Source organism: Hymenobacter sp. 102, assembly GCF_049949205.1.
GTDB lineage: Bacteria > Bacteroidota > Bacteroidia > Cytophagales > Hymenobacteraceae > Hymenobacter.
Genome location: NZ_CP188174.1, coordinates 1 through 26949, shown reverse-complemented (window position 1 = coordinate 26949; position 26949 = coordinate 1). Strand labels below are relative to the sequence as shown.

General features: G+C 62.7%; 25 protein-coding genes and 2 pseudogenes. 13 read left to right on the top strand and 14 right to left on the bottom strand.

The window, feature by feature from the left end:
• Positions 1 to 6 precede the first annotated feature (6 nt).
• The 3 genes from ACN19L_RS23940 (at position 7) to ACN19L_RS23930 (ending at position 2864) form a co-directional block, all read left to right on the top strand.
• Positions 7 to 852: a chromate resistance protein ChrB domain-containing protein gene (locus tag ACN19L_RS23940; RefSeq protein ID WP_426491392.1), complete on the top strand. Its 846-nt coding sequence runs from the start codon at positions 7 to 9 to the stop codon at positions 850 to 852.
• A gap of 104 nt (positions 853 to 956) precedes the next feature.
• Complete coding sequence (locus ACN19L_RS23935) at positions 957 to 1769, top strand: DUF2490 domain-containing protein (RefSeq protein WP_426491391.1); 813 nt, start codon at positions 957 to 959, stop codon at positions 1767 to 1769.
• Between the two features lie 57 nt (positions 1770 to 1826).
• Entirely contained in the window at positions 1827 to 2864 is a 1038-nt protein-coding gene (locus ACN19L_RS23930) for a DUF1259 domain-containing protein (RefSeq protein ID WP_426491390.1), read from the top strand.
• Positions 2865 to 2912: 48 nt separating this feature from the next.
• On the opposite strand, the gene ACN19L_RS23925 is transcribed toward ACN19L_RS23930, so the two are convergent.
• Together ACN19L_RS23925 and ACN19L_RS23920 are read right to left on the bottom strand one after the other, a co-directional pair.
• Complete coding sequence (locus ACN19L_RS23925) at positions 2913 to 3320, bottom strand: hypothetical protein (RefSeq protein WP_426491389.1); 408 nt, start codon at positions 3318 to 3320, stop codon at positions 2913 to 2915.
• Between the two features lie 121 nt (positions 3321 to 3441).
• Complete coding sequence (locus ACN19L_RS23920; RefSeq protein WP_426491388.1) at positions 3442 to 4674, bottom strand: MFS transporter; 1233 nt, start codon at positions 4672 to 4674, stop codon at positions 3442 to 3444.
• A gap of 160 nt (positions 4675 to 4834) precedes the next feature.
• Here ACN19L_RS23920 and ACN19L_RS23915 point away from each other — a divergent pair, with 160 nt between their 5' ends.
• The 8 genes and pseudogenes from ACN19L_RS23915 (at position 4835) to ACN19L_RS23880 (ending at position 14574) form a co-directional block, all read left to right on the top strand.
• Entirely contained in the window at positions 4835 to 5227 is a 393-nt protein-coding gene (locus tag ACN19L_RS23915; protein ID WP_426491387.1) for a hypothetical protein, read from the top strand.
• Between the two features lie 97 nt (positions 5228 to 5324).
• A pseudogene (locus ACN19L_RS23910) lies at positions 5325 to 9046 on the top strand (CusA/CzcA family heavy metal efflux RND transporter); the annotation flags it as partial.
• Between the two features lie 159 nt (positions 9047 to 9205).
• The gene (locus ACN19L_RS23905; RefSeq protein WP_426493615.1) at positions 9206 to 9760 is read left to right on the top strand and encodes a TolC family protein; all 555 of its coding nucleotides are present in this window, start codon (positions 9206 to 9208) and stop codon (positions 9758 to 9760) included.
• A gap of 39 nt (positions 9761 to 9799) precedes the next feature.
• The gene (locus tag ACN19L_RS23900) at positions 9800 to 10990 is read left to right on the top strand and encodes an efflux RND transporter periplasmic adaptor subunit (RefSeq protein WP_426491386.1); all 1191 of its coding nucleotides are present in this window, start codon (positions 9800 to 9802) and stop codon (positions 10988 to 10990) included.
• Positions 10991 to 11048: 58 nt separating this feature from the next.
• Positions 11049 to 11879: a hypothetical protein gene (locus ACN19L_RS23895; RefSeq protein ID WP_426491385.1), complete on the top strand. Its 831-nt coding sequence runs from the start codon at positions 11049 to 11051 to the stop codon at positions 11877 to 11879.
• 83 nt (positions 11880 to 11962) lie between these two features.
• On the top strand, positions 11963 to 12967 hold the full coding sequence (locus ACN19L_RS23890; protein WP_426491384.1) for a cation diffusion facilitator family transporter: 1005 nt from the start codon (positions 11963 to 11965) through the stop codon (positions 12965 to 12967).
• A gap of 1 nt (position 12968) precedes the next feature.
• Positions 12969 to 13757, top strand: coding sequence for a ZIP family metal transporter (locus ACN19L_RS23885; RefSeq protein WP_426491383.1), 789 nt, complete (start codon positions 12969 to 12971; stop codon positions 13755 to 13757).
• Positions 13758 to 13797: 40 nt separating this feature from the next.
• A complete protein-coding gene (locus ACN19L_RS23880) occupies positions 13798 to 14574 on the top strand; it encodes a bestrophin family protein (protein ID WP_426491382.1) in 777 nt (258 codons plus the stop codon).
• Between the two features lie 15 nt (positions 14575 to 14589).
• On the opposite strand, the gene ACN19L_RS23875 is transcribed toward ACN19L_RS23880, so the two are convergent.
• The 9 genes and pseudogenes from ACN19L_RS23875 to ACN19L_RS23835 all read right to left on the bottom strand — a co-directional run bounded on the left by ACN19L_RS23875 (position 14590) and on the right by ACN19L_RS23835 (position 22700).
• Positions 14590 to 16917 (bottom strand): Tn3 family transposase, encoded by a 2328-nt coding sequence (locus ACN19L_RS23875; RefSeq protein WP_426493614.1) that lies wholly within the window; start codon positions 16915 to 16917, stop codon positions 14590 to 14592.
• Positions 16890 to 17609, bottom strand: coding sequence for a DUF4158 domain-containing protein (locus ACN19L_RS23870; protein WP_426491381.1), 720 nt, complete (start codon positions 17607 to 17609; stop codon positions 16890 to 16892). Before ACN19L_RS23870 ends, ACN19L_RS23875 begins: the two co-directional genes overlap by 28 nt.
• Positions 17610 to 17702: 93 nt before the next feature.
• Entirely contained in the window at positions 17703 to 19115 is a 1413-nt protein-coding gene (gene omp85, locus ACN19L_RS23865; RefSeq protein WP_426491380.1) for an Omp85 family outer membrane protein, read from the bottom strand.
• Between the two features lie 108 nt (positions 19116 to 19223).
• Positions 19224 to 19976, bottom strand: a complete 753-nt coding sequence (locus tag ACN19L_RS23860) for a phosphatase PAP2 family protein (RefSeq protein ID WP_426491379.1) — start codon at positions 19974 to 19976, stop codon at positions 19224 to 19226.
• A 90-nt stretch (positions 19977 to 20066) separates the two neighbouring features.
• Entirely contained in the window at positions 20067 to 20609 is a 543-nt protein-coding gene (locus ACN19L_RS23855) for a sensor histidine kinase (protein WP_426491378.1), read from the bottom strand.
• Complete coding sequence (locus ACN19L_RS23850; protein WP_426491377.1) at positions 20555 to 21340, bottom strand: hypothetical protein; 786 nt, start codon at positions 21338 to 21340, stop codon at positions 20555 to 20557. The genes ACN19L_RS23855 and ACN19L_RS23850 overlap by 55 nt, the downstream gene beginning before the upstream one ends.
• On the bottom strand, positions 21337 to 22014 hold the full coding sequence (locus tag ACN19L_RS23845) for a response regulator transcription factor (protein ID WP_426491376.1): 678 nt from the start codon (positions 22012 to 22014) through the stop codon (positions 21337 to 21339). The genes ACN19L_RS23850 and ACN19L_RS23845 overlap by 4 nt, the downstream gene beginning before the upstream one ends.
• Positions 22015 to 22107: 93 nt before the next feature.
• A pseudogene (locus ACN19L_RS23840) lies at positions 22108 to 22233 on the bottom strand (hypothetical protein); the annotation flags it as partial.
• Entirely contained in the window at positions 22209 to 22700 is a 492-nt protein-coding gene (locus ACN19L_RS23835) for a recombinase family protein (RefSeq protein ID WP_426491375.1), read from the bottom strand. The pseudogene ACN19L_RS23840 and the gene ACN19L_RS23835, both read right to left, overlap by 25 nt.
• Before the next feature lie 204 nt (positions 22701 to 22904).
• On the opposite strand from ACN19L_RS23835, the gene ACN19L_RS23830 reads away from it, so the two are divergent.
• Positions 22905 to 23096: a hypothetical protein gene (locus ACN19L_RS23830; protein ID WP_426491374.1), complete on the top strand. Its 192-nt coding sequence runs from the start codon at positions 22905 to 22907 to the stop codon at positions 23094 to 23096.
• Between the two features lie 274 nt (positions 23097 to 23370).
• Here the strand turns inward: ACN19L_RS23830 and ACN19L_RS23825 are convergent, their stop codons facing one another.
• Positions 23371 to 23682, bottom strand: coding sequence for a hypothetical protein (locus ACN19L_RS23825; RefSeq protein WP_426491373.1), 312 nt, complete (start codon positions 23680 to 23682; stop codon positions 23371 to 23373).
• Between the two features lie 206 nt (positions 23683 to 23888).
• Here ACN19L_RS23825 and ACN19L_RS23820 point away from each other — a divergent pair, with 206 nt between their 5' ends.
• The gene (locus ACN19L_RS23820) at positions 23889 to 24074 is read left to right on the top strand and encodes a hypothetical protein (RefSeq protein WP_426491372.1); all 186 of its coding nucleotides are present in this window, start codon (positions 23889 to 23891) and stop codon (positions 24072 to 24074) included.
• A 203-nt stretch (positions 24075 to 24277) separates the two neighbouring features.
• Here ACN19L_RS23820 and ACN19L_RS23815 read toward each other — a convergent pair whose 3' ends face one another.
• On the bottom strand, positions 24278 to 25831 hold the full coding sequence (locus ACN19L_RS23815; RefSeq protein ID WP_426491371.1) for a hypothetical protein: 1554 nt from the start codon (positions 25829 to 25831) through the stop codon (positions 24278 to 24280).
• A gap of 3 nt (positions 25832 to 25834) precedes the next feature.
• Positions 25835 to 26665, bottom strand: coding sequence for a 3'-5' exonuclease (locus ACN19L_RS23810; protein WP_426491370.1), 831 nt, complete (start codon positions 26663 to 26665; stop codon positions 25835 to 25837).
• Positions 26666 to 26949 lie beyond the last annotated feature (284 nt).

Here is a 26949-nt window from a genome sequence, read left to right as displayed (position 1 = left end):
TTGCCCATGCACTGGATTACCCGCGAGCGTCCCAAGATTGACCGGCTGGCCTGCCCCTGGCTGATTCTACGCTTCATCGACCCGGCCGCTGAAATCATCTACGTGCCCGCGGCGGAGGTAACGGCCACGGCCGAGCGCACCGGCGCCATTCCGTTTGACGTGCCGGGGGTGGAGTTCACCCACTACGGGGCGGAATGTACTTTCGACTATTTCCTGCGCAAGTACCAGCTGAGCGACCCAGCCCTGCTGGCCATGGCGCCGGTGGTGCGCGGCGCCGACACCGACAACCACGCCCTGGCCCAGCAGGCGGCCGGGCTGTGGGCCATTTCGGCCGGGCTGGCCTACAACATCCGCGACGACCAGCAACTGTTGCAGCAGGGGCTGGTGCTCTACGACGCGCTTTATACCTGGGCCCAACACTTGCAGGGGCAGGCCCACACCCAGCAGCCCGAGGAGCAGCTGTTGGTGCAGGTATACACCGCTTACCTGCAGCGCGCCAAGGACCGCAATGCCCCGCCCCCGGCGTGGACCGTGCAGCTGCGCGAGCTGATCCAGGACCACCTCGACACGAACCTGGCGCTGCGCCTGACGGAGGTGGCCGAAACCCTACAGGTCAACCCGACCTACCTCTCTCGCGAGTTTGCCCGGTATTTCGACGACCTTTCCTTTGGGGAGTATATTCGTAAGATGCGCATCGACAAGGCCCTGCAGCTGTTGGATACGACCACCTACCCGGTGGGCGAAATTGCCTACCTGACGGGCTTTTCCGACCAAAGCCACTTCACCCGCATTTTCAAGCAGCACACCGGCCAGAGCCCCGCCGCCTACCGCCGGAAACGCACGGCGAGGTAAAGATTCTACCAACGGAAAATTCCGTTCTATTTTTCCCACTAGGCGGGCCGTAGCATTGCCGTCGGGTGGTGCCTCTCGCGTGAAGGGAGCAGCAGCCGGACCTGATGCGCAACCGACTTTCCTTTCTTACTTCGACCTGGCAGGGCCCCGTGGTGCTCGGGGGTCTGGGGCTGCTGCTGGCCCTGCCGGCGCGGGCGCAGAAGCAGTTCGTGCGTGAGCAGCAGACTTGGGTGGGCTACTTCAACCAGACGCGCTTCTCCCAGCACTGGGGCACCTGGACCGACCTGCATGTGCGGCTGCACGACCACTTCGTGCAGGCCCTGTTTCAAACGGTGGCCCGCGGCGGGCTCACATACTACCTCACCGACGATGTGCGTCTGACTGGCGGCTACGCCTACGTGCACCACTTCCCCGACGGGGCCCGCACCATCGGGCAGGCCGAGCACCGGCCCTGGCAACAGGTGCAGTGGTTCACCCGCTTTCCGCAGGCCCGGCTGATGCAATGGGTGCGGCTGGAAGAACGGTTTCGGCGTCATATCGTGCAGAACGAGCGCACCGACGCATTCGACTTCAACTGGCGCACCCGCTACAACCTGGCGCTGTTTCTGCCGCTGACCAAGCGCCGGTTTGAGCCCGGCGGCCTGCAACTGCTGCTCAACGACGAGCTGATGGTGAACCTGGGCCGGGAAATCCGCTACAACTACTTCGACCAGAACCGGGCCTTCGCCGGGCTGGTGTACCAGGTCAGCAAGCAGGCCCAGCTGCACGCGGGCTACATGCACCTGTTTCAGCAGCTGCCGGCCGGCGACACCTACCGCAACCAGCACACCATTCGCCTGTTTTTCTTCCATAACCTCGATTTTTGCCCCGCGCCGGCCGCCGTTCCGCTGGCTGTACCACCAGCCCCGCCGGGCTAAGGCGGCGCCCGTAAAGGGGCATAGCAACGCCCCATCAACCTACTAGCCCCACCCGCCATGGACCATCTACTTTCCCGCCGCGACGCGCTACGCGCCACCGCCCTGCTCGGCGCCACCTCCCTGCTACACCCCGCCGACTCGCTGGCTGCGGCGGCTGCCCCCGGCAAGGGCAAGACGCCCCCGCTGGCTGCGCCCGACCAGGCCGCCATCGACGCCGCTCTGGGCAAGAAGGGTACCTACAACGAGGCCCAGGCCACGCACGTGGTGAGTCTACCGCGCAACGACCTGAACATGCGCATCAAGGGCGAGCCGGTGCCCATTCCCTTCGGCTTCGGCGGCTGGATGGCTATCAAGCACACGCTCGATGGCAAGTCGGCCATGCTCATGAGCGACACGGTGCTGCTGCAGGAGGAAGTGGCCCCCCTGATGGACGCGGCCCACGCCAACGGGCTGGAAGTGGGGGCGGTGCACAACCACTTCTTCTACGAGGAGCCGCGCATCTTCTACATGCACGTGCACGGCATGGGCAGCCCGGCCGAGCTGGCGCAGAAGTTTGCCGCCACGCTGAAAAATTCCAAGCTGCTGCCCGCCAACCAGCCCGCCTCGGCCGCCGCGCCCAGTGCCGCGACGGGCAATAATGGAACGCCGGCCGCCCCGGCAGCCCCCACGGGCAAGGAGCTGTTCGACCTGCCGGCGCTGGACAAGCTGGTGGGGGCCCAGGGCACCGTTAACGGGCCCACCTATAAGTATACCATCGGCCGTGAAGACCTGCAGGTGGTGATGATGAACACGGAAATGACGGCCGCCATCGGGCTGAACTCCTGGGCCGCGTTTGCCGGCAAGCAGGACGATGCCCACATCGCCGGCGACATTGCCATGCTCGAAGGCGAAGTCAATCCCGTCATCAAAGCCCTGCGCGCGCACAAGCTGGAAGTGGTGGCCGTGCACAACCACATGCTTTTTGACCAGCCCCGCATGGTGTTCCTGCACTACTACGGCCGGGGCCCGGCCGCGCAGCTGGCCGCCGGCTTCCGCTTGGCCCTCAACCAGCTAGGTAAAAGCAAGCCACAGCACATGCCTGGCACGGAGCATTAGGCGGGCACTGTATTGTTCAATACAGCGCAGACTGCGCACAGACAACACTTACTGCTGCCGCAGCCACTCCAGGGCGCTGCCTTCGTTGTCAAACCACCGATACACCGGATAGGGAGTCATAACCCGCATACTGACATTTGTGCTGGCTAGGCGAGCAAATACTTCATGAGAGGGCAGAACAGCGGCGTAACGATATCCCCCGTCGCGCAGAGCCCGCGGCAACCACTCGTGCAGCAACCATTCCTGCTCGGGCGGCGGAATGGGCATCATCAGGCGTTGATCGGCCAAGACTTTGCCGCTACCACTGGCGAGTAATAGCCGCAGCACCTGTTCCAATACGGCCCGGAATTCCGCTGGTTGATACCGGTGAGAAGTCCAGGTAACGCGTACTATCAACTCCGCGTCGAGTTGCAGTGAGGCGGCAGGTAACTGTATTGCAGAATCCGGGAATAGCATACGGCACGAGTGGTAAAGTGCGCGAAAATACCACCTCTTAGTAAACCAAGCGCTGGAATAGCCCGCAAGAATACGATTAACAGGAAAATGTGTCTCCTCCAGCGCAGCGAGCAACAAACACTCAGGGTTTTCGTGGCTCCGATGGCCTCATGGCTTGCCACGTGAATAACCAAGAACCAGCAAGCAGCAGCAGGCCCAGCAGCCCACCCCACCAAAATGAGTGGGTGGGGAAACGGGTACCCAGCCAGCCGGCCAGCGGGTAGGCGAAAGCCCACCACAGGTGGCTCCAGGCGAAGTGCGCCCCATACACCCGGCCCTGGTATTCCTCGGGTGTTTGCTCGGCAATGATGGTTTGCGTGGCAAGATTCACCGCGTTTTGTCCGGCCCCGGCCAGCAGCCAAAGCGCCAGTAGTCCCCCCAGCCTCGCGTAATTGGCCGGCAGCACCGCTAAGGTGGTGAGCAGGGCCCCAGCCAGCAGAAACGTGGCATGGGCCACCCGCTTGGCCAGGCCTCCAGCCAGCAGAGCGGCGGCCGTGGCCCCGATGCCGAAGGCGGCCATCACCCAGCCGTAAGCCGCGTCGCCCAGGCCCAGGCGGCCCTTCACGTCGCCCACAGTGTTCACCAGAATCAGGGCTCCGCTCACAGCGGCCCCCAACTCCAGCAATAGGGCGTAGCGCATCGGGCCGTCGCTCCAGAGGCGGCGCGTGCCCACCAGCAGGTTCGGCACGGTGATGCGCTGTTCATCTTGGTTTTCGTTCTCGGCGCGCAGGCGGGCGGGCAGGGTCAGAATCAGCACGCCGGATAAGAGAAACGAAACGGCATCCACAAAGAAGATGTCGCGGGCGCCGAGTAGGACTGCCACGCCGCCGGCCAGGCCCGGCCCGAGTACACCCAGCAACTCCTGAGTAGCACTGGCCAGACTCAGGGCGGGCGCCAGCTCCTCGTCGGTCGTGACGGCCGGCAACGTAGCCTGAAAGGTGGGCGTGAAAAACGCGGTGAAGGCGTTAACGGTAAACATCAGCGCATAGACCTGCCACACCTGCGTGACGAAGGGCAGCAGAGCAATGACCATCATGCGCACCGCGTCGGCAGTGACCATAATGATCTTACGGTTGAAGCGGTCGGCCAGCAGACCAGCCAGCGGTGAGAGAACCACGAAGGCCGTCACGCGTAGCGTCAGGGCAAAGGCCAGCACGCCGGCCGATTCGGCTCCGCCTAGCTCGTAGGCCAGCAGGGCCAACCCCACCCAGGTCAGCGCGTCACCGAAGAGGCTGATGGTCTGAGCCGCGTACAGGCGGGCGAAGACCGGGTTTCGTAATGTCTGGAAAGGCGCGAGTAAGGTAGCGACAGGCATAGCAGCAAGTGTGATGCGTGACCGTGTACGTGCCAGCCGCCAGGACAGCCAGGCAAACAGCATACGACACTTACACCACCCGGCGGCTGCGGAATTAAAAATGAACCTGAATTAGTTGCGCACGTAGACGCTTTGCCCAACGCTGGGTATATTTGTGCCCATGTCGCGTTTTCTGCTTCTGTTGCTCAGCTTTCACCTGCTCGCCGTCAGCTTGCTGCCGGGAGGGGATGCGCGTGAGCTAACGGAAGTGGCTTCGGCTTGGCAGCACCGCACGCACGAGCACGCCAGCAGCACCCTACTGGACTTCGTCTACGACCACTTTGTGGCCGCTGACTCGCATGAGCACAGCGGTGACCACGCCGCCGACCACCAGTCCCTGCCGCTGCACCACGGCCACGATACGGCCTCTGCGGCAGTGTACGTGCTACCGGTTGCGCTAACCTGGCAACCCAACCCGGCCCAGTACGCTGCGGCCAGCCGGTTGCCGAACCATGCCGAGCCCGCCGCCCGCCAAGGAGTGCTGCGCCCGTGCTGGCAGCCCCCCCGGGCCTAAATCACCCCCCGCTTTTCTGGGTTACGTTCCGACGTCCGGCTTTTCCTAAGGGAAGGTCTGTGGCCGTCGGCACATCGTGTTGATTTAGACTTTTTTCATGCTGGACTCCATTATTCGCTTCTCGATCAAGCACAAGCTGCTGATCGGGTTGCTGACACTGGCCCTTGTGGCCTGGGGCGGTTATTCCGTGGCGCACTTGCCCATCGACGCCGTCCCCGACATCACCAACAACCAAGTTCAGGTCATTACCCAAACGCCCTCCCTCGGTGCCCCCGACGTGGAGCGGCTGGTGACCTTCCCCATCGAGCAGGCCATTGCGACCATTCCCAACGTGGAGCAGGTCCGCTCCTTCTCGCGCTTTGGACTGTCCGTCGTCACCATTGTCTTTCCCGACGATGTGGACGTGTACTGGGCGCGCAACCAAGTAACAGAGCGGCTTAAGGAAGCCGAAGCGCAGATTCCGGCCGGTGTCGCGTCGCCCGCGTTGGCCCCGGTGACGACGGGCCTGGGTGAGATTTACCAGTATGTGCTGCACCCGAAGAAGGGCTACGAGAAGAAATACTCGCCCACGGAGCTGCGTACGTTGCAGGACTGGTTGGTGCGTAGGCAGCTGCTGGGTACGCCCGGCGTGGCCGACGTGTCGTCTTTCGGCGGCAACATTAAGCAGTACGAGGTGGCCGTGGACCCCGAGCGGCTGCGCAGCTACAACGTAACTATCGGCGAGCTGTTTAACGCGCTGGAGCAGAATAACCAGAACACGGGTGGCGCTTACATCGACAAGAACCCGGCCGCCTACTTCATCCGCACGGAGGGCTTGGCCGGGTCGTTGGAAGACGTGGGCCGCATGGTGGTAAAAGCCCCCGAGGACGCCAACGGCGTGCCGGTGCTGGTGCGGGACGTGGCCGAGGTGCGCTTCGGCCATGCCGTGCGCTACGGCATGATGACGCGCAACCAGGAGGGCGAAGTGGTGGGCGCACTGGTGCTCATGCTCAAGGGTGCCAACTCCTCGGAGGTTATCAAGAACGTGAAAGAGCGCATGGCTACGATTCAGAAAACCCTCCCCGAGGGCCTGGTTATCGAGCCGTTCCTGGATCGCACTAAGCTGGTGGACCAGGCCATTCACACCGTCACGAAAAACCTGGCCGAAGGGGCGCTCATCGTGATTTTCGTGCTGGTTATCTTCCTGGGCAACCTGCGCGCTGGCCTCGTGGTGGCGTCGGTGATTCCGCTGGCCATGTTCTTTGCCATCGGCCTGATGCGCACCTTCGATGTATCGGGTAACCTACTGAGTCTGGGCGCTATTGACTTCGGACTGATTGTGGACGGAGCCGTGATTATCGTCGAAGCCATCGTGCACCGGCTCGCCATCCTGCCCCGGGCCGCAGGAGCAACGATACTTTCCCGCGAGGAGATGGACGACGAGGTGTACCACGCCTCCAGCAAAATCCGCTCCTCGGCCGCGTTCGGCGAAATCATCATCCTCATCGTGTACCTGCCGCTGCTGGCGCTGGGCGGCGTGGAGGGCAAGATGTTCCGCCCGATGGCCCAGACGGTGGCGTTTGCCATCCTTGGCGCCTTCATTCTCTCGCTCACCTACGTGCCGATGATGTCGGCGCTGACCCTGAGCCGCAACACCGAGCACAAGCCCAATCTCTCCGACCGGGTGCTGGGCAACCTGGCCGTGCGCTACCAGCGCGTGGTGGAGTGGGCACTCGGTGCCAAAACGTTGATTCTGGGCGTAGCGGTGGCGCTTTTCGTCGGGGCGCTGCTGCTGTTCCGCACCCTCGGCGGCGAGTTTATCCCGCAGCTGGAGGAAGGCGACTTCGCGGTAGAGACCCGCGTGTTGCCCGGCTCGTCCATCACCTACACCGCCGAAAAGGCCCAGCAAGCGGCCGGTATCCTGCTCAAGGAGTTTCCCGAGGTGAAGGAAGTGGTAGCCAAAGTCGGCTCCTCGGCCATCCCGACCGACCCCATGCCGGTGGAAGCCTGCGACTTGATTATCGTACTCAAGGATAAGAAAGAGTGGACCACGGCCGATACCCGTGAAGGGCTGGTTGAGAAGATGTCGGAGCGGCTGGGACGGATTCCGGGCGTGACGTTCGGCTTCCAACAGCCTATCCAGATGCGCTTCAACGAGCTGATTTCGGGCGCCAAGCAGGACGTGGTTATCAAGATTTTCGGGGAAGACCTGCAGCAGCTCGATGACTATGCCAGCCGCGTGGGCAACATCATCCGCACGCTGCCCGGTGCTTCCGACCTGTACGTGGAGCGGGCTACCGGCCAGGCGCAGATTGTGGCGCAGATTGACCGGGACCGGCTGGCCCAGTACGGCCTGACGGTAGAAGCCGTCAACCGCACGGTGCAGGCCGCGTTTGCGGGCGAGGTAGCCGGCCAGGTGTTCGAGCAGGAACGCCGGTTCGACCTAGTGGTGCGCCTGAAAGAGGGTTCTCGTCAAGACATCAACAGCCTGCGGCAGTTGTTCATTGCCACGCCCAGCGGCCGGCAAGTACCCTCGACCAGGTGGCGAAGGTATCGCTCATCAGCGGGCCAAGCCAGATTCAGCGCGACGACGCCAAACGCCGCATCACGGTGGGCTTCAACGTGCGGGGCCGCGACGTGGAAAGCCTGGTCAACGAAGCCCAGCAGCGCATCAACAAGGAAATGAAGTTCGCGCCGGGCTACTATGCGACCTACGGCGGGCAGTTCGAGAACCTGCAGTCGGCCCGCGACCGACTCCTGATTGCCGTGCCGATAGCGCTGCTGCTCATCTTCCTGCTACTCTACGCCACGTTCAACTCCCTCACCCAGTCGGTGATGATCTTCACCGCCATTCCGCTGTCGGCTATCGGTGGGGTGCTGGCGCTGTGGCTGCGCGACATGCCGTTCAGTATTTCGGCAGGAGTAGGATTCATTGCCCTGTTCGGGGTGGCCGTGCTCAACGGCATCGTGCTCATCGGTTACTTCAACCAGCTCAAGGAAGAAGGCATGACGGACCTGCGCCAGCGCATTCTGGAGGGCACGCACGTGCGGCTGCGTCCGGTGCTGATGACGGCGATGGTGGCCTCATTGGGCTTCCTGCCGATGGCCCTGAGCACGTCGGGTGGTAGCGAGGTGCAACGGCCGCTGGCCACGGTGGTGATTGGCGGGCTGGTGACGGCCACGCTGCTCACCCTGCTGGTGTTGCCGGTGCTCTATTACCTGGAAGAAGCGTGGACGGCGAAACGGGACGCGAAGAAGGATGATTCGGTGAACACCACCAAGCTGGGCGTCGCGGGTAGCATCTTGCTGGCGCTGACTCTGCTGCCTGGCACCAGTTGGGCGCAGAAGCCGGGAGCAGCGGAAGGCGACGTGCTGAATGCCACGCAGGCCGTGGACGTGGCGCTAGGCCAGAGCGGCACGGTGCTGGGCGCGCAGCAGCAGGTAGCGGCCCAGCAGGCATCGGTACGGGCGGCCCGCGAAGTAGGCCGCACCACCATTCAGGGCAGCTACGGGCAGTACAACTCCATCAAGAACGACAACCTGTTCACCATCACGCAGCCGCTGGCCTGGCCGGGGTACTACCGCACGCTCACGGCCCTGGCTAAGGCGCAGGTGGTGACCAAGGAGCAGCAACTGGCCCTAGCCCGCGCCGACGTGCGCCGGCAGGTGCGGCTGCAGTACGAAGCCGCCGTATACGCCCGACACCGGCTGCGCACGTTGCGCGTGCAGGACAGCCTGTACACGGAGTTTGTGCGGGCCTCACAAGTGCGCTTCCGCAATGGCGAAACGGCCCGGCTGGAAGTATCCACGGCGCTGGTGCAGCAGGGCGAAACCCGCACCCGGCTGGCCCAGACCCGCGTGGAGTACCAGGTCGCCATCCGTCAGTTGCAAGCTCTGCTGCAGCGCGTCGAGCCGGTTGTGGTGGCTGATAGTACCCTGACGCTGCTCACACCCAAAGTAGCCGCTGCGGCCGACGACACCACGTTGCTGGCCAACAGCATGTTGTCACAGGTGCTGCGGCAGCAGATTCGGGTGGCCGAGGCCGAAACCCGCGTCGCGCAGGCACAGGGCAAGCCCGGTTTCACCGTGGGGTACTTCAACCAGTCCATCCGGGGTGAGCAGCTGGTCGACGGCGGCGGTACGCGGACCTTCACCGGCAGCGACCGGTTTCAGGGTGTGCAGGCCAGCGTGGCCCTGCCCCTGGTGCAGGGTCCGCAGCGGGCGCGGGTGCAGTCGGCCCGGCTGCAGGAGCGGGTGGCCCAGATCGGCTACGTGCGCTACCAGGCGGAGCTGGCCGGTCGGCTGGAAACGCTGCTCACCCAACGCGCCGAGCAGCAGCAGCGCCTGCAGTTCTACGAGCAGACGGCGCTGCCGCAGGCCGACGTGATTACCCGCGTATCGACCAAAGCCTTCAAGGCGGGCGAAAACGGCTACACCGAGTACCTGCTCAACTTGGACCGCGCCCTACGTCTGCGTACCGACTACCTCGATGCGCTGCTGCAGCACAACCAGACCGTCATCGAGCTGGACTACCTGCTGAGCGCCGGCGAGTAAGCCACCGCGCCGTCTTTCCCATATCTGATATTTTCTTGCATGAACTCTCCTTTGTATAAGGTAGCGGCCCTGAGTCTGTTGGTACTCGGCGCCGGCTGCCAGGGCAACGAGCCCTCCGAAACGCCGGCCGCCGAAACCACTGCCGCCCCAGCCGACAGCACCGCTGCAGCCGCGGCCCCGGACCTGATTACGCTGACCGCGGACGAGCAGCAACTCGCGGGCATCCAGACGACCACGCTGGACCAGCGCGTGCTGGGCGCCGGCCTCAAAGTCAACGGCGTCATCGACGTGCCGCCGGATAAAATGCTCTCCATCAACGCGCCTCTGGGCGGCATCGTGGAAAGCACCTCGCTGCTGCAGGGCACGCCCGTGCGCAGGGGTCAGGCGCTGGCCGTCATCCGCAACCCCGCGTTTATCCAGTTGCAGCAGCAGTACCTGGAAACCCAAAGCCAGCTGCGCTACGCCCGGACCGATCTGGTTCGGCAGCGGGAGCTGGTGCGCGAAGAGGTAGCCCCGGCCAAAAATGAGCAGCAGGCCCAGAGCCGCTACGATATGCTGGTGGCGCAGGCAGCCGGTTTGTCGGCCCAGCTGCGTCTGGCGGGGCTGCCGGTGGGTAAGCAGCCGTTCGTGTCCACGGCGACGCTACGCGCCCCGAAAGACGGCTTCGTGAAAGCAGTCAACGTGGCCGTGGGCCAGAGCGTGACGCCGACCGACGCCCTGTTTGAACTTGTGGACCCCGAGCACATGCATGCCGAGCTGACCGTGTTCGAGAAGGATGCGGCCCAGCTGAAAATCGGCCAGCGCATCCGCTTCACGGTGCCCAACGACAGCAGCGTCGAGCGGGGAGCGAAAGTGTACCTCATCGGCCGCACCGTGGACGAGGAACAGCGCACCGTGCGCGTCCACGGCCACCTGGACCGGGAAAGTGACCCGGCCCTCCGCCCCGGCATGTTCGTGCGGGCCGTTATCGAAACCACCTCCCGGCGCGTGCCGGCGCTGCCCGACAAGGCCGTGGTGGACTACGAGGGCAAGCAGTACGTGTTCCGGCAGGAATCGGCGGCGAACGGCCAGCGCAGCTACCGCATGCTCGAAGTCCGGCGCGGAGAGCAGGCCGACGGCTACAGCGAGGTCTTCCTACCGGGGCAAGCTACGGCCGATACCGCCGCCCGCTACGTGACCGAAGGCGCTTACTCCCTGCTGAGCAAGCTCAAAAACGCCAGTGACGAATAACCCACCCCGCAGCTGGTAGCTGCCGGCTGCGCATTCCTTCACTTCTGATTTCATTTCCATGACTCGTAACACATTTGTTGTCCTCGCCTGCCTGCTGGCGGCTGCTCCCCTTGCCGCCCAAGCCCAGGTGCCGACCACCTCGGAAGCCGACCACGGCCATCCGCACCCCAGCCCGAGCGAGGGCGCCAAGCCCGCCGCCCCGTCGCTGCCGACGGTATCGTACACGCTGTTCACCACCAAATCGGAGCTGTACGCCGAATCGAAGCCGCTCATTGCGGGGGCTCCGAACCGCTTCACGGCCCACCTCACCAAGCTCGGCACCACCTTCAAGCCCTACACGGCCGGGCAGGTGACAGTCAGCCTGCAGGTAGGCGGCAACACGGTGAAGGCGTCGGCGGATGCGCCGGCCGCACCCGGCATCTTCCGGTTTCAGCTGCCGCCCGCCCCGGCTGGCACCGGCACGCTGGTCATCGACATCGTGACGCCGGAGTTTACCGACCAGTTCACCATCCCGAACGTGATGGTGTACGCCAACGCGGAAGCCGCGCGTCAGCAGCCGAAGAACGAGGAAGCCGGCGACATCACCTACATCAAGGAAAAGTCCTGGGTGCTGGCGGATTTCGCCACTCAGCTGTTGACGAAGGGTAGCGTGGGCAGCGGGAAGAAGGCCACCACCGGCCTGGTGGTGCCCCGCACGGCGTTGGTCGACGTCAAGGGCAAGCCGCACGTCTACGTGCAGCGCACGGGCGAGCGGTTTCAGCTGCGGTCGGTGAAGACCGGCGCGACGAACGGGCAACAGGTACAGTTGCTCAGCGGCGTCCGGGAGGGTGAGCGGGTGGTGGTGCGTGGTGCCCAGGACATTCAACAGGCAACCGCCGCCGGGCAGTAGACCCAGTGCCGCGGCGTGCATCCGGCTGGGTGTACGCCGTGGCCTACCGGGCCATCATCTTTTCCACCACAACCCATTCACCCATGCAACTCCCTCAATTCCTGCAGGACTTCCTGAAGAAAGGACCCGCTGGGGCCAAGAAGGGCTTGGATGCCGTCGTTACGTCTTCGGAACGCGGCATCTGGGCCCTGAAATGGTCCTTCATCGGCCTGGCCATTACCTCGGTGCTTCAAATCGTGGTGTTCTTCTACTCGGGTAGCACTGCCCTGCTGGCCGATACCATCCACAACGTGGCCGACGCAGCTACGGCCGTCCCGCTCTGGATTGCGTTTCGCTTCACTAACCGGCCGCCTACCAAGCGCTTCACCTACGGCTTCGGCCGCATTGAAGACCTGGCCGGCCTCATCATCCTGGTCATCATCCTGGCCAGTGGCATCGTGGCGGGCTACGAGTCCATCCAGCGCTTCTACCACCCCGAGCCGGTGAAGTATCTTGGGGCCGTGGCGGTAGCCTCGGTAGTCGGCTTCCTGGGCAACGAAGCCGTGGCCATCTTCCGCATCAAGGTGGGTAAGGAAATCGGCAGCGCCGCGCTGGTGGCCGACGGCTACCACGCCCGTACCGACGGTATTGCCAGTCTCTCGGTACTGCTGGGCGTCATCGGCATTTGGCTCGGCTTCCCGCTGGCCGACCCCATTATCGGGCTGCTCATCAGCTTGGTCATCCTGAAAATCGTCTGGCGCTCGGGTAAGGACATCTTCACCCGCCTGCTCGACGGCGTAGACCCGGCAATGGTGGACGCGGTGCGGGCCAGTGCCCAGCAAGTGCCCGGTGTGCAGGGCGTCGATACCATTCGGCTGCGCTGGCTGGGCCACAAGCTCAACGCCGAAGTAGACGTGGCGGTGGACGACTCGCTGACGGTAAGTCAGGCCCACGACCTGGGCAGCCGCGTGGAAGCGCAGCTCATCCGCGACGTGCAGTACCTCAATACCGCGCTGGTCCACACCGACCCGGTATCGGCGGCCGGGCACCAGCACGGCACCGGCACCGCCCACGCTCAGGACGTTCAGGTACTCCCAACCGATGTGTAATATGCTGTTAACTACCATCCTGTTGCTCGTGCCCACCGAAGCACTGGCCCCGTGGACCACCGTGCTGGGCTATGCCCTACTGCCAGTCGGCGTCATGGTCATTGGGGCCCTACTTGGGGTCTGGCGCGTGCCGAGCCCCGCGCTACGCGGGGCGCTGCTGCACTTCGCGGCCGGCGTCGTGTTTTCGGTCGTTGCCGTTGATGTGCTGCCGGACATCGTGGAGCGTCGCGCGCCCTTGGAAGTTGGGCTGGGCTTCGCGCTGGGGCTGGCCGTGATGTTCGGCCTGCGGTACTTCACTCAGCGCCTGGAGAAATCCGGTTCCACGACCGAAACGCCGACGCCAGACGCGCCCGAGGCGCTGCCCTGGGGGATGCTGGCGGCCGTGAGTATCGACGTCGTTATCGACGGACTGCTGCTGGGCATCGGCTTCGCGGTGGGGGCCAAGGAAGGGACGTTGCTAGCCATTGCCATTGCGCTGGAAATGCTCACCCTCAGTTTGACCACGGCCGTGGAGCTGCGCCGGAGCGGGCAGAGCCGGGGCAAGACAGTCCTGATTCTGACGGCCCTGGCCAGTATGATTCTGGTGGGAGCCGGCCTGGGCCTGTTTGTGCTGCAGGGCGCTTCCGATCAGTTCGTGGAGGCCGTCTTGTCCTTCGGGCTGGCCTCGCTGCTGTATCTGGTCACGGAAGAGCTGTTGAGCGAAGCGCACGAGCTACCCGAAACCACGCTACAGACGCTGGCCTTCTTCGGCGGCTTTCTGCTGTTCCTGCTGCTGGGCATGATGGCGTAGCCGGACCTAACTCCCCCATTCACTTCCTGCTTCTCCCTGTATGTACGTTCGTCGCAATATTCATTGGCGCATAGCGTGGCGCTACGCCTGGAAAAATGTGCTGCTGTTTACCCTCTATGACCTCACGCTGGCGGTGCTGTTCGGCCCGCTGGGTTTCCATTGGCTGGACGTACCCTGGCAGCTGGTCAGCATTGTGGGGGTGGCCGTGTCCTTCTACGTCGGCTTCAAAAACAACAGTGCCTACGCCCGCTTCAACGAGGCCCGTACGCTCTGGGGCGGCATCGTCAACCGCAGCCGTAGCTGGTCGGTATTCGTGCTAACCAACACCCAGCAGACCGATACAGAGCCGGCACCGACCATCACCGCTCCGCAACGAGCCTTGGTGCTGCGGCAGCTGGCGTGGTGCAACGCGCTCCGCCTGCACCTACGCCGGCAGCCCGAGCTGTGGGCCGAAGCCGTGACCCCGTTGCTGACCGCCGAAGAAGATAACCAGCTGCGCCGGGTGGCCAACGCCCCGGCGCAGTTGCTGTTGCTACAGGGCCGCGCCGTAGCCCAGGCCGAGGGACTGTTCAACGACCTGCAGCGCCGGACCCTGATGGAGGAGCTGCGGGAGCTAGCCAACCTGCAAGGCGGCTGCGAACGAATCAAGAATACCCCGTACCCGCGCCAGTATGCCTTCTCCAGCCTGGTGTTCGTGTGGGTGTTCATCCTGATTCTGCCGCTCGGGCTGCTGGCGGAGTTCGAGAAGCTCGGCCACGGCCACTTCTGGCTGACGGTGCCCTTCTCGGTGCTGGTATCGGGGGTCGCACTAGAGTAGGAACGGAAAACAACGCTAAGGAAATTCGACCAGCCGTTCTTCCCAGTTGGCGGGGTTGCGCAACGGGCGCATTTCGCCGGCGGCAATGTCTTCGGGCAGGCTGAAATCGTAGCGGCCCAGCATGTTAACGTGCTCGTGCAGCAAGGGCGAGAGGCGCGCCACGTCGTCCGGGTTCAGCACGCCTTCCGTCTGCTGCCACCGTTCCAGGGCGTGCTGCAGATAGCGGGTGTTCCACAGCACCAGGGCGTTGACCACGAGTCCAAGGGCGCCCAACTGGTCTTCCATGCCCTCGCGGTAGCGCTGGCGCAGCTCCCCTTTCTTGCCGTGAAAGACGGCCCGGGCCACGGCGTGCCGCCCCTCGCCCCGGTTGAGCTGCACCAGGATGCGCCGGCGGTAGGCCTCGTCCTGCACGTAGGCTAATAAATACAATGTTTTTTCGACGCGGCCCAATTCGGCGACCGCCCGCCCCAGCCCCGAGAGCGAGCCCGCTCGCTGCAGGGTGCGCATGACGGCCGTGGCCTTGACTTTGCCGAGTTTCAGAGAGCCGGCCAGGCGCAGCATGTCGTCCCAGTGGGCGTGAATCAGGCGGGCGTTGACCACGTGGCGGCCCAACTCGTTGAGCGGACCGTAGTCGTCCTCTTTTTCCAGCCGCCAGAAGCGCTGGTCCGCCAAGTCGGCCAGGCGGGGGCTGAAGCGGTAGCCCAGCAGCGAAAACAGGCCAAATACCACGTCGCTGTAGCCGTGGGTATCGGCCATGATTTCGCGCGGGTCCAGGCGGGTTTGTTGTTCCAGCAACCCGGCCAGGATGAACAAAGAGTCGCGCAGCGTACCGGGAATGACGATGCCGTGAAAGCCCGTGAACTGGTCGCTGGTGAAGTTATAGTACGTCACCCCGCGCTGGGAGCCGAAGTATTTGCGGTTCCAGCCCGCGTGCAGCGTGCGCACGGGCACCACGAAGCGCATGCCGTCGGCCGAGGCCACCTCCCCGCCGCCCCAGGCCTGGGCCAATGGCAGCCCCGCCTGGGCATCCACCAGGCGGGCATTGGCGGCGGTGAGCGTTTCGGCGCGCAGGTAGTTTTGCTGCACCCACGCCAGGCGCGCCAGCGTCAGGGCCGGCACGTCGGCCCGGGCCACGGTTTTTAGCCCCAGGTTGCACGCCTGGGCCAACAGCACGGCACAGATACTGAGCGGCAGGTCGGCGGCGGCGGGCTGCCCGTCGGCCACGTGGGTAAAGGCGAGGGAAAAGCCGGTAAACGCGTCCACCTCCCGCAACAGGGCCGCTACTTCGACCTGGGGCAGGGCCGCCGCCAGCTGCTCGCGCACGTGCACCAGGTGCTCGGACTCTTCTTGCGCCGGTAAGGCGCTGAGGGTGACGACCGGCTGACCGTCTTGCTCGACCACCTGCAGGGTGGTGTGCTGCGCCAGGTTCTCCCCAACGTCCGCATACGCCGTGCGCAGCAGTTGCCCCAGACGGGCCAGTTCCACTGCCGGGTCCAGGGAGCGGTCCAGGGCCCGGGCCACCGAATCCCGGGCGGCTTCCCAGGCGTCCCCGCGCAACAGTTCGGCCCGTGGGTCGGCGTGGCGCTCGCTGGTCGGCACGAACACGTCGCGGCGGCGCACGGCGTGCTGCAGCCGTTCCAGTACGCAGAGGGTGTACGCCTGGGGATTCACTTCCCCTTTGGCGGGAAACACCCGCCGGGCCCACCCCTTCGGGACGACCGTGCGGGGCGCGGCCGACCACTTCGGGCGGCCCCGACCGCCGGCTTCCTGCTGCTGCAAAAAGGCCCAGGCCTCCAGCAGCGGTTTGGCGGTGGGCGTCCCCTCGAAGGCGACGCCGGCCAGCAAGGCGGGCAGGAACCGGCGCACCGTGGCGTAGCTGCCGCTCAAGGCTTCGGCCAGCGGGTCCTCCGGCGGACTGGCTAGTTCCTGCACGGTGGCCGCCGCAGCGCGCAAGGGCGCCTGGCCCAGGCGGTCGAACACCTGCTGGCGTACCTGCCCGGCCGGTACGGCCTCGTCGAGCAGCAGTTCCACGGCCTGTTGGAGCAGCAACGCGGCCTGGTCCAGGTCCTTGAGCGAGCGCAGGCGTTCGCGCCGGCGCTTGGTTTCGCCCCGCAGGGCCAGCGACGTGAGCAGGCTGTCGAAGAGGTCGAGCACGTCGTCCGTAGCGGTGCGCTCCAGGGTCTGGGCGAAGACCAGCAGCGTGGCCAGCCGGCGTTCCTCGCCCATGCGCACCAGCGTCTGTGCCCAAGCCAGCTGGGCATGGCGGGCCAGGCGCGCCAACCGGGCTTCGGGTAAGTCGGCCACGGGCACGGCGCTCACGCCCAGGGCGCGGATTTCGCCCACCCGGCGCAAAGCGGCCGCCAGCGCCGGGGCGGACACGCGGGTGGGCGGGTGCGCAGGCGCTCCAGGTGGGTGAGCCGCTCGCCGGCCGGCACGGTCAACAGGGTTTCCAGCGCCGCTTGCTGGGACGGGTTCAGGCGGGTGCGCAGCTGGCGGTAGAGGTGGCGGCCGGTGCGCTCGCGGACCCGCGCAATCAGGCGGGCGAGTAACGAAACGCCGGGCAAGACGACCCGCTGGGCGACCAGGTGGGCCGTGGTCAAATCAAACAGCACGCTGGGCCGGACGGTGCTCGTCAGCACCTGCGCGTAGAGCCAGCGGGTGAGCCGGAACGTCTGCCGCCCGTCAAACGGGGTGTACCCGAGGTGGGCCACAATCCGGGCCTGGTGGTCGTACCACGTGTTCGGCCGGGTCCGGTACGCGGCCAAGGCGTCCGCAGGCAGGTGCAGCTGCTCGGCCAGCGTCTGCACCACCACGGCCGGTACCCGCAGCGGGTCGGTCAGAAAGGTGCCCAAAAAGCGCAGGGTGCAGAGCTGCACGGCACACCCGAGTTTGTTGGCGGGGCGTCGGCGCGCGGCCAGGAGGTGGCCATCGGCTGCGCTCAGGTAAAAGAACCGGGCCAGCTGTTCGGGGCTGGGCTCGTCGGCGTAGCAGCCGAAGCGGGCGGCCTGCTCGTCACTGAGGAATTCTACGGGCATGGGCCAGGGAGGCGCGAAAGAATAAGCCAAATGGCGCACGGTGCCGCTATCAAACCCGAACAACCGGCCGGGAAGCGCCGCGCCGCCACGGGGTTAGAAATTCTGGCCGATGCCGAAGTAGAACAGCCGGTCTTCCTTGGACACCCCGTAGTCCGCGTAGAGCATGGTGGACAGGTTCCAGGCAATGCGCGCCCCGGCTCCGTACGAAAACCGGACGTCGCGAAAGCCTAGGTCCTGCCACCGGTCGCGCACCGTGCCGGCGTCCGCGAACGGGGCCACGCCCAGCCCGAAGTTCTGCTTGCCCAGCTTGACATCGGCCAGCCGGATGCGCAGCTCGGCGTTGGCAAAGGCCAGCGAGCGGGCCAGGAAGCGGTTGGCCCGGTAGCCCCGCAGCGACTGCCGCCCGCCCAGGGCGTTGATGCTGCCGTCGGGGCTCCACTGGTCCTGAAACTCAAAAAACGGCGCTTCTTTCCCGAAAATGGTGCCCGCGCCGACCCGCCCGGCCAGCACCGTGCGCGGACCCACGGGCAGCTTGCGGTAGGCCCGGCCCTGGAAAAACAGCTTGTTGAAACTGAACTGCGAACCGATGGCGGGGCTGGAAAACTCGTTGGCGGCTTCAAAGTATACCCCGCGGGTCGGGTCGGGCTCAAAGTCGCGCGTGTCGTGAATCAGCGCCGTCTGGATAATGGACACCCACCCCCCGTCCAGGCCAAAGATGCGCCCCTGCTGGGCATCGCGCTGCAGTAGCGACGTGCCGTTAGGCGCCGTGGTTTCTTCGCCGTTACGGGTGGCCTCGGCCTTGGTGCCCTGGAACGTGTCGTAGGAGAGGTGCTGAATCTCGTAGCCGCCCATCACGCGCCAGCGACCTTTGCCCAGGGCGTAGTCAGCTTTGAGGTTGAGCATGAACTCGGTTTCCCGGAACCGGTTGGACAGCGCATCGGTGACCTCGGCGGCTTCGCCGGCCTGCCCGGGCCGCAGGGTTTTGCGGGCCGCGTCATATTCCGCGTAGGTGGCAAACGTCTCGTCCGGGTTGGAGGGCAGGCGCAGGCGGCCGAGCGTGGTTTCGGACGAGCCGAAGTACAGGTTGGCCGGGTTTTGCTGGGCCTTGAAGTCCACGCGGTAACGCCAGCGCGTGCCTTTGTAGTAGGGCACGTCCAGGGACAGCGTCAGCTCGCGGGCGTTGGTGGTAAAGTACGCCGCGTTGGCGCGCAGGCGTGTGAGGTAGGGCGTGTAGGCAAACAGCGGGTTGTCGCGGGTGCCGTTCCAGATGATGTTGGTTTTAACCCCCACACCGAAGCCCGTCACCGGGTCGGACGAGAGGTCGGGCAAGCCGGTCACGAACAGGCCTTCCCGTTTTTTGGCCAGGTCGGCATCCGACATGCGCTTGGAGCGGATAAAGGAGAGGCTGTCCACTTGTTGGGCGGAGGCAGCGGCGGCGCACAGGCCCAGAGAGGCCGTGAGCCAGGTACGCAACAGGCTTGTTTTTATCTGTTTTTTGCTGGGCAATGGGAGGGACCGTTAGTGAGGAAGCCATGCGCTGGCTCGTTGGCGCAGGTTAGCCCGACAAAGCTCCCGCACGATTCTGAAGGCATTCTGTAGTTTCCTTCTCTTGCCTTACCACGCCATGACGGCGGTGGCCCCGATGGCCCCCTGCTGGTAGCTGGGCACGACCAGCGCCCGGTTGCCCAGCACCTTGCGCAGTGGTTTTGTTACCAGCGGGTACAGCCAGTACGCGGCCTGCGTTGACAGAATGCCCACGCCGGCTCCGGCCAGCACATCGGAAAACCAATGCACGTCTTTGGCCATGCGAATACCTCCCGTGGCCGCTGCTAGCGAGTAGCCGCCCACGCTGTACCAGACGCTACGCCCGCCGTATTCCTTGTGCAGAAACGTAGCCGAGGCGAAGGCCAGGCTGGTGTGCTGGCTGGGAAAGGAATGGAAGTCGGAACCGTCGGGGCGCTGCACCTGCGTGAGCTTCTTCAGGTTGCTGGTCACCGCATCGTTGAGGGTGAAGGCCAGCGCCGCCAGCAGCAGCTGGTCCACGGGTTTGTGACGGCCCGGCACCCCGGCCAGGCCCAGGCCGAGCGTTACGGCCCCTGGTAGGTACCGGAGCTGGTTGTCGAGCGTCGTCGTGGGCCGGCCCATATGCTCGCGGATTTCCTCCCGCAGCTCCTCGTCTGATTCCAGCGCCTCCACCCGATGGGTGGTCAGGGCGCCGGCCGTGAGCAGCAGCGTAGGCACCAGCAGCGCCCGCGCCACCGGCCCCTGCCAGAGCGGCGGGCGGGTGGTGGAGTCACGCAGGGAAGGCGGTACCGAAACAGCAGGCGCCGTCTGGGCCCGGGACGGGAACAGGGGAGCAGCCAGCACAGCCAGGGGAGCAACACGGAGCGGGGCATACAAAAAAGCAGCAGGTACGCCCCAAACGTAGAGCGCAATTCTGTGCACATTCTGTAGGGGTCAGGGGCGGGGAACCGCTGAAGCGAACCGGACACGCAGCGTATGCCGCGCCGAATCCGGGGCGTAGTCGTATGCCACGGTAAAGCCATAGAAGGTCGTGATGCTTTGCACGATGGACAACCCCAGGCCGGGCGAGTCCGAAGCGGCATTCTGCTTGCGAAACCGCTCGAAAAACTGTGCGGGTTTCTGCTGCGCCGCCAGGGCGGGGCCGGCATTGGTGATGACCAGCTCGGTGGCACGCAGCTGCACCCGCAACAGGCCGCCCGGCAAGTTGTGCCGGATGGCGTTGTGCAGCAGGTTACTGAGCAGCGAATCGGCCAGCGCGGGGTGCAGCATAAGCAACGGCGCGGCATTTAATTGCACGTCCAGCTGCAACTCCTTCTGCTGGATGAATTCCTCCAGCTGGCTCAGCTTTTCGCGCAGCAGCTCGGCCAGCGGCACCGGCTGGGCGGCGGCAAACTGCTGGTTCTCAATTTTGCTGAGCAGCGTCAGCCCCTGGTGCAGGCGGGCCAGCCGCTGCACGGCCGCGTACAGGTCGCCCACCAAGGGCCGGCCGGCGCGGGCAAATCCGGCAGCTGGAGCAGCTGTTCCAGCTTGGCCTGCATGATGGCCAGCGGGGTGCGGGTTTCGTGGGCGGCGTTTTCCGTGAACGCTTTGAGCAACATGTAGTCGGCCGCGACCCGCTCGCTCAGGTGGGTGAGCGTGTGGTTGAGCTGGGCGAACTCCTCAATGTGGGCATCAGGCAGGTGCAGCACCTGGTGCTGGCGCACGTCGTAGCCGCGCAGCTGGTGGAGGGTCTGCTCAAACGGGGCCCAGAGGCGGCGGGTCAGCCAGCGGTTGAGCCCCACCACGCCCAGCAGCAGCGTACCCAGCACCCCCACCAGCAACAGCACAATCAGGCGCTGCACGTCATGGGTTTCCAGCAGGGCCTTGCTGAGCGATACCCACTGGGTTTGCCCGTTCAGCGGCAGCCGAAACGTGAGCTGGCGGTAGGGCTCCAACTCGTTTTCCAGGGGCTCCAGCAGCAGGGTATCGCGCAGCCCTTCCGGCTGCGGCTGCGCACTGAGCTGCATGCGGCCCTCAAACGGGGTGCCGGGCAGGTGGCCGGTGCGCTGCACCTGCGCCCGCAAGTAGTCACGCTGCTGAAACAGGCGCTCCTCCACTTCGCTTTGCAGCGTCCAGCGCACGCCGTAGTAGAGGAACACACTGCCGGCCGTGAAGAGCACGGTGGCCAGCAGCAGGTAGTAGCGGTTGGTGGCGGCCAGCAGCTTCATTCTGCGCTAAGCTTGTAGCCCACCCCGTACACGGAGCGGATGTAGTCGCCGGCTCCTTTGTCCTGCAACTTGCGCCGCAGGTTCTTGAGGTGGGTGTAGAGGAAGTCGAAGGAGTCGGCCGCATCGGCCGCGTCGCCCCAGACGTGCTCGGCAATGGACTCCTTCGTCAGCACGCGGCCGGGGTTGGTGAGCAGATACAGCAGCAAGTCAAATTCCTTGCGCGTAAGCGTTACAGGTTCCCCGTTGACCAGTACCCGGGCCTGGTCGGGAAACACGGTCAACTCCTGAAACAGTAGGTGGCGCTGCCCCTGAAACTGCCGCCGCCGGATGATGGCCTTCAGCCGGGCGCTCAGTTCCGAGAGGTGAAACGGCTTGGCCAGGTAGTCGTCGGCCCCCAGTTCCAAGCCCAGCACCTTGTCGTCGAGCGCGCCCCGGGCCGAGACGATGAGCACGCCGGCCGGGGAGCGGTCGGCCTTGAGCGTGCGCACCACGTCCAGCCCGTTGCCGTCGGGCAGGGTCAAATCCAGCAGCACGCAATCGTACTGGTAGAGCTTGATTTTCTCGTGCGCCTGTTCGTAGCTGGCCGCTGCTTCCACCACGTAGCCGTCCTGGCGCAGGTACTCCATCAAGGAGGTGCGCAGGGCCGGCTCGTCTTCTACAATCAGCAGCTTCACGGGAGTGCAAGGTGAGGAACGGCTGAAAGGTAGCTGGCAATTCTGAAGACTTTCTGACGGGGGCACTGAGCTGTCTGGATAGAACGGCCCGAACTACGCCGCTTCCTGCGCTTTTCCGCCGGTTGCTACCCCCAGATAGGCCAGGTAACGGTAAATAGTGGCCCGGCCCACTCCCAGCAGTTGCCCGATTTCTGCTACCGTCTTGTCTTGTTGCAGGTAAAGCGTTTTTGCGGCCTGGGCTTTGGAGAGGGCTTCTTTGGAAAGACCTTTAGGCCGGCCGCCCTGGCGCCCCCTGCCCGGGCCGCCGTCAGGCCCGCCTTGGTGCGCTCCCGAATGATGTCGCGCTCAAACTCAGCCAGCGAGGCAAACAGGTTAAACATGAGGCGGCCCTGGGCGGTGGTCGTGTCCAGATGGTCCTGCAGGCTGACAAAGTGAATCCCCTGTTGCTGAAAGCCGCTGACCAGTGTGACCAGGTCTTTGAGCGAGCGGCCCAGTCGGTCGAGTTTCCAGACCACGAGCGTATCGCCCGCCCGCAGGCGGGTCAGCAGGTGCTGCAGCGCCGGGCGCTCTTTCACGGACGATACTTTTTCCTGCGCGACCTCCGCGCAGCCGTAGGCCTGCAAGGCATCGGTTTGCAGGTGTAGCTGCTGGTCGGGGGTACTAACACGGGCGTAGCCGAAAATCATAGGCGGTATTCTCAGGAAGTCAGCAGGAGCAAAGATAGCGAGCCATTGATTCGTGAGAACAGCATATGAGACAGTTTTTGCCCGACTCGTAAGGAGGCCAAACGAGCGCGACCAGCGGAGCGGAAAAACGCACGTATTCTGAGACACCCCGACCCGCCAAAATTCGACCAACTGGCCTTAGCGTTGTTTTCCGTTCCTACTCTAGTGCGACCCCTATCGTGGGTGTTCAGCACCATTGAGTTGGTAGGCGACATGAGCGAAGACCCTTTTGAAAACCGCATGAACGACGTGCCCATGACCGCGCTGTGCCGCTCCATCGAGGTAGACCTGCGGCAGATGCTGGGTGAGTCAGTCCTGCCGGCCGTTGCCCGGCCCGTCGACAGCGTGCTGCTGTAGTCCTGACGCCAACCAGGGCCTTTTCAGGTATCTACCCACCATCACTACTTCTGGCATGCACGCGCGTCGCTTTCCTAAAAAATCCAGGACTGCTCCCACGGCAACATGGCGGGTGGTCAGCGTCGCTAGCGTCGCAATTCTGTTGCTGCTGGCTTTTGGTAGTTGGGGGTGGATTGGGTGGCGGGTAGTCCAGGAGTGGCAGCAGGATTCCGAATCAGTCACTACTGACACCGCCAAGGGCAGTTCACCTGAACAAGAGGTGCACTCCTATTTGCTACAGCATCTGTCGAATCCGGACAGCTACGAAAGTGTAGCGTTTGGCCGGCAGACCTGTCAAACAAAGCAAGGACAGCGAGTATGCTTCGTGTCCCACCGCTACCAGTTTCGCGATACGCTCGGCCACATAGTACGGAAGCACCAACTCTTCTACTACTCCCCGCAGGGCGAAATACAGGGCATCGAAGACGTCCCGTGAGCGCCGGGTTAATAACCACATGAAGCCTCCTTGCTTGAAGCGGCGATAATCGAACTTGCCGAAGGATCCCGTTGCATCAGTGCCCCTCAAGCAAGTAAGGTCTTTGCTCAAGTGGTTACCAGTGCCGCCGACACGGCTGCCCGTGTTGCTGTGGCGAACTAACCATGGGTGGCCCGATGTAATTTTGGGACCAAACTTTTAACCAAGGCCAGTATCAGGTAGAATACAAGGTTACCTCCAATGCTCCAACCTCGGACTACCTGAGCTACACCAATGAAAGCGGCGGCAATACGACGCTCAGCAACACACCGCTGCCGGTGAGCTACAAGTTTAAGCGGACCATGAAGCAAGGCGACAACCTGACCATCCTGGCCAGTATCGACGGAGGCACGGCGGCCTCGGAAATCACCTGCTCTATCCTGCTGGATGGCAGAGAGGTCAAGAAGGAAACCGGCCGGGGCGTCGACGCGCAGGCTGTGCCGGTGTATGTAATCGGTGAATAGATTTACTGCCTAGCATAAGAGCAAAGAAGCTCAACCCTGATATGGTTGAGCTTCTTTGCTCTTATGCTAAAGACCTGGACCGGAAAGCATCATCGATAGCACTAGGAGGCGAATAAGAAGTTTGCTCCATATTAAAGTGGTTTACGACTCGGGCGTAGAATCAGGTGCTGGTGCTTCGGTATGCGATTCCTCTGAAGATATTGTCAGCTGGCCAGAGATGGAATCAAGCAGCCCCTCCTATTTTTAGTTTTAGTTGACTCCTTAACCTTAACTAGCTTCTCAGCTTTAGGAACGGCTGAAGTATTTCCTTTCTTCTGGTATGAGCGCTTTGGTTTGATTGCAGGTGCTTCGGGAAGAGGAACAATATTAGGTCCGCTTTGCAACTCCTCTAACCCAACCGAGGCTGCTTCCTGAGTAGGAGCATCCATCTGCTGCGATGCCTGCGCTCTCTGCCTAGCATCCTGTTCAGCTGTCAAGTTCCACTCGAAAACCGGGGCCTCTTCGTCAGGAACTACCTTTTTACTCGGCCCTGAAAGGATTGATGCTGTCGGCGGCACAGCAAATAATTCAGCCCTGCGCTGGGAACTTGTTTTATATTCTGAAATTGGAATATATTTCTGCCCTCGCTCCTGAAATAAGGGGATTTGTCTTACTTCATAGTAAGCCCCTGAAATCTTATTGAATGTTAAAAAACCGCCTAGTAATTGCAGGGCAACTCTCGTTTCCGATGGATAGTGGTCGGCCGTCAGACGAATTAAATCGAGAAGTTTACCGCTGAACTGATAGTCCTCTGCTTCAAATTCCCCCCGGAATTTAAGGTAGATGAATGCGCTCAGGTACATTCTGAGGTTAGTACGAGTGTCTGTTAATTCATTTCTCAGCTTCTCGGCCCATTCAGCGTTGAGAAGCAACTGGGTGACTCTCTCGCGAGTAGAAGCTGCTCTGTTAGCTTCTAGTGCTTTGTAAAATCTGGTTGCTTCGTAGCTGTTATCATGTCCTCGACGGCCATCGCGGGCGCTGAGGCTGCGATGAAAAACTACACATAGGTCATATAGGTACCCATAATCGTTTTTGGGAAAAGGCTCATATCGTCCATAAACGATTAAATGCACCCAGAAAGAATCGCTCGTTTGAATTTCACGTCGCTCTAGGCGTACTGCCACAGCCTTTTCCACATCTTGCAATAACCCTTCGTCAAGATGTTTACTAGGGACCCCAGCTATTTCCAGAAGTGCTTCGCTGCCTAATCGGGTTTCCGACGCCAATAACCGGTGGTCAGCCTGCTCTGCTACAGCTTCAAACACCGCTGGCTGCCGCTTAATACGCGGGTCTAAACGAGAAGCTAATAATTGTCCGGCTTGTGTAGTGAGCGGATACAGACGCCGCACCTGCACAATGTTTAACCGAGATTTCTCGCTAATAGAATGCGGCTTACTCAATTCTGCGGCTAGGGTATCAAAAGCTGCTTGGGCCTCTATGCTGAGTTGTGGATAGTGTATCCCTATAGATGCACTAGCAGCTTGTAAAGCAGCTTTGCTTTGCTCTGGCAATTCAATATCCAACAGAATTACCTCGTCAGCTGTGCTGAAGGCAGGAATTTTAGCGAGTAAGCTTGCCTCTGATACATCAGGGTGCCCTGCAGGCGTGTCCTTTTCATAAAGGACCCACTCATCCGGATTAACCTCAATGAAACCAAATTGATACAACAGATTGAACCGAAGCCTATAAATAGGCAGCAAGGCACGTTGAGCAGCCATAAATTAGAAGTCGTAAGTAGTAGCCTGTGGTTGAGCCGAGGCTGTTGTGGCATCTGTGATTTCAAACAAGGTGCAGTCGCCGGCCAGCGTGTCCACCATGCTGCTGCGAGTACCACAATAGGTTAGAACCAGGTTTTTGCGGCTGCGAGTCATGGCAACCATGAATAGGGTCTTGTCTTTGCCACCACCGTTCAAGTGCAGTCCTGCTGATACCCATGGCAAATACACGTTTTCGTAGTCCAATCCTTTCGAGCTGTGATAAGTCATGACCGCGACCCGATGGTTGGTATAAGCCCCATCGAGTGTACCAACCCCATTACCAATGTATTCGAGCTTGATGCCTTGTGCTTCTAAATGCCGGTTCATGGCTGCAAAATCCTCGTTTTTGCCCCACCGGTCAGGAACAACAGTCCAAGCGGGTTTGCCATTGATCGTTAATACGGCGTTACAAAAAGCCGCGATGTTTTCCCGGAAAGGCAACAGGATAACCGTTGACTCGCTTGCTTGAGCCCGCTTACTGGCTTCACGCCACACATACTTAATTTCCCTTGATACATCATTGGTGTAGCCTAGGCGTACCTGCACATCGAGCTTGGTAGCATCGCGACGTGCTCCGAGAATGGTGCCGCCAATCAGGCTGCTGACCATCTTAATAATGGACCGTGTTAACCGATAAATCGTCGGCAGCTCGTGGGACTGCCCGCCCAGCAAAGCGCCAATTTCCTCTGGTCTTACTACCGGCTCACGAGTCTGTGGGTCATGCGTAAAAATTGACTGCTGCGAATCGCCCGCTACAATAACTCGTTTCGCCTTATTGCGCAGCAGCGTTATCATACTGGAGGGCAAATCCTGTACTTCATCGCAAAACAGCAAGTCAAATTGCTGACTGGTCTTTGCAATTCATAGTACGTCATCACAGGCACCCGAACGCCAAACTCCTTCTCCACTCCCAACTCATCAAGGCCGGTTCGTATCAAATCCACCAATGCCCGCGTGAACAGCACAACGCCCACTTTTAGATTTTTGTTTTCAACTAGCTTGTCACGAAGCCCGTGTACCAGCAGTACCGACTTACCACTGCCAGCGTGCCCTTTATCCAGACGTTGCCGCTACCGCCC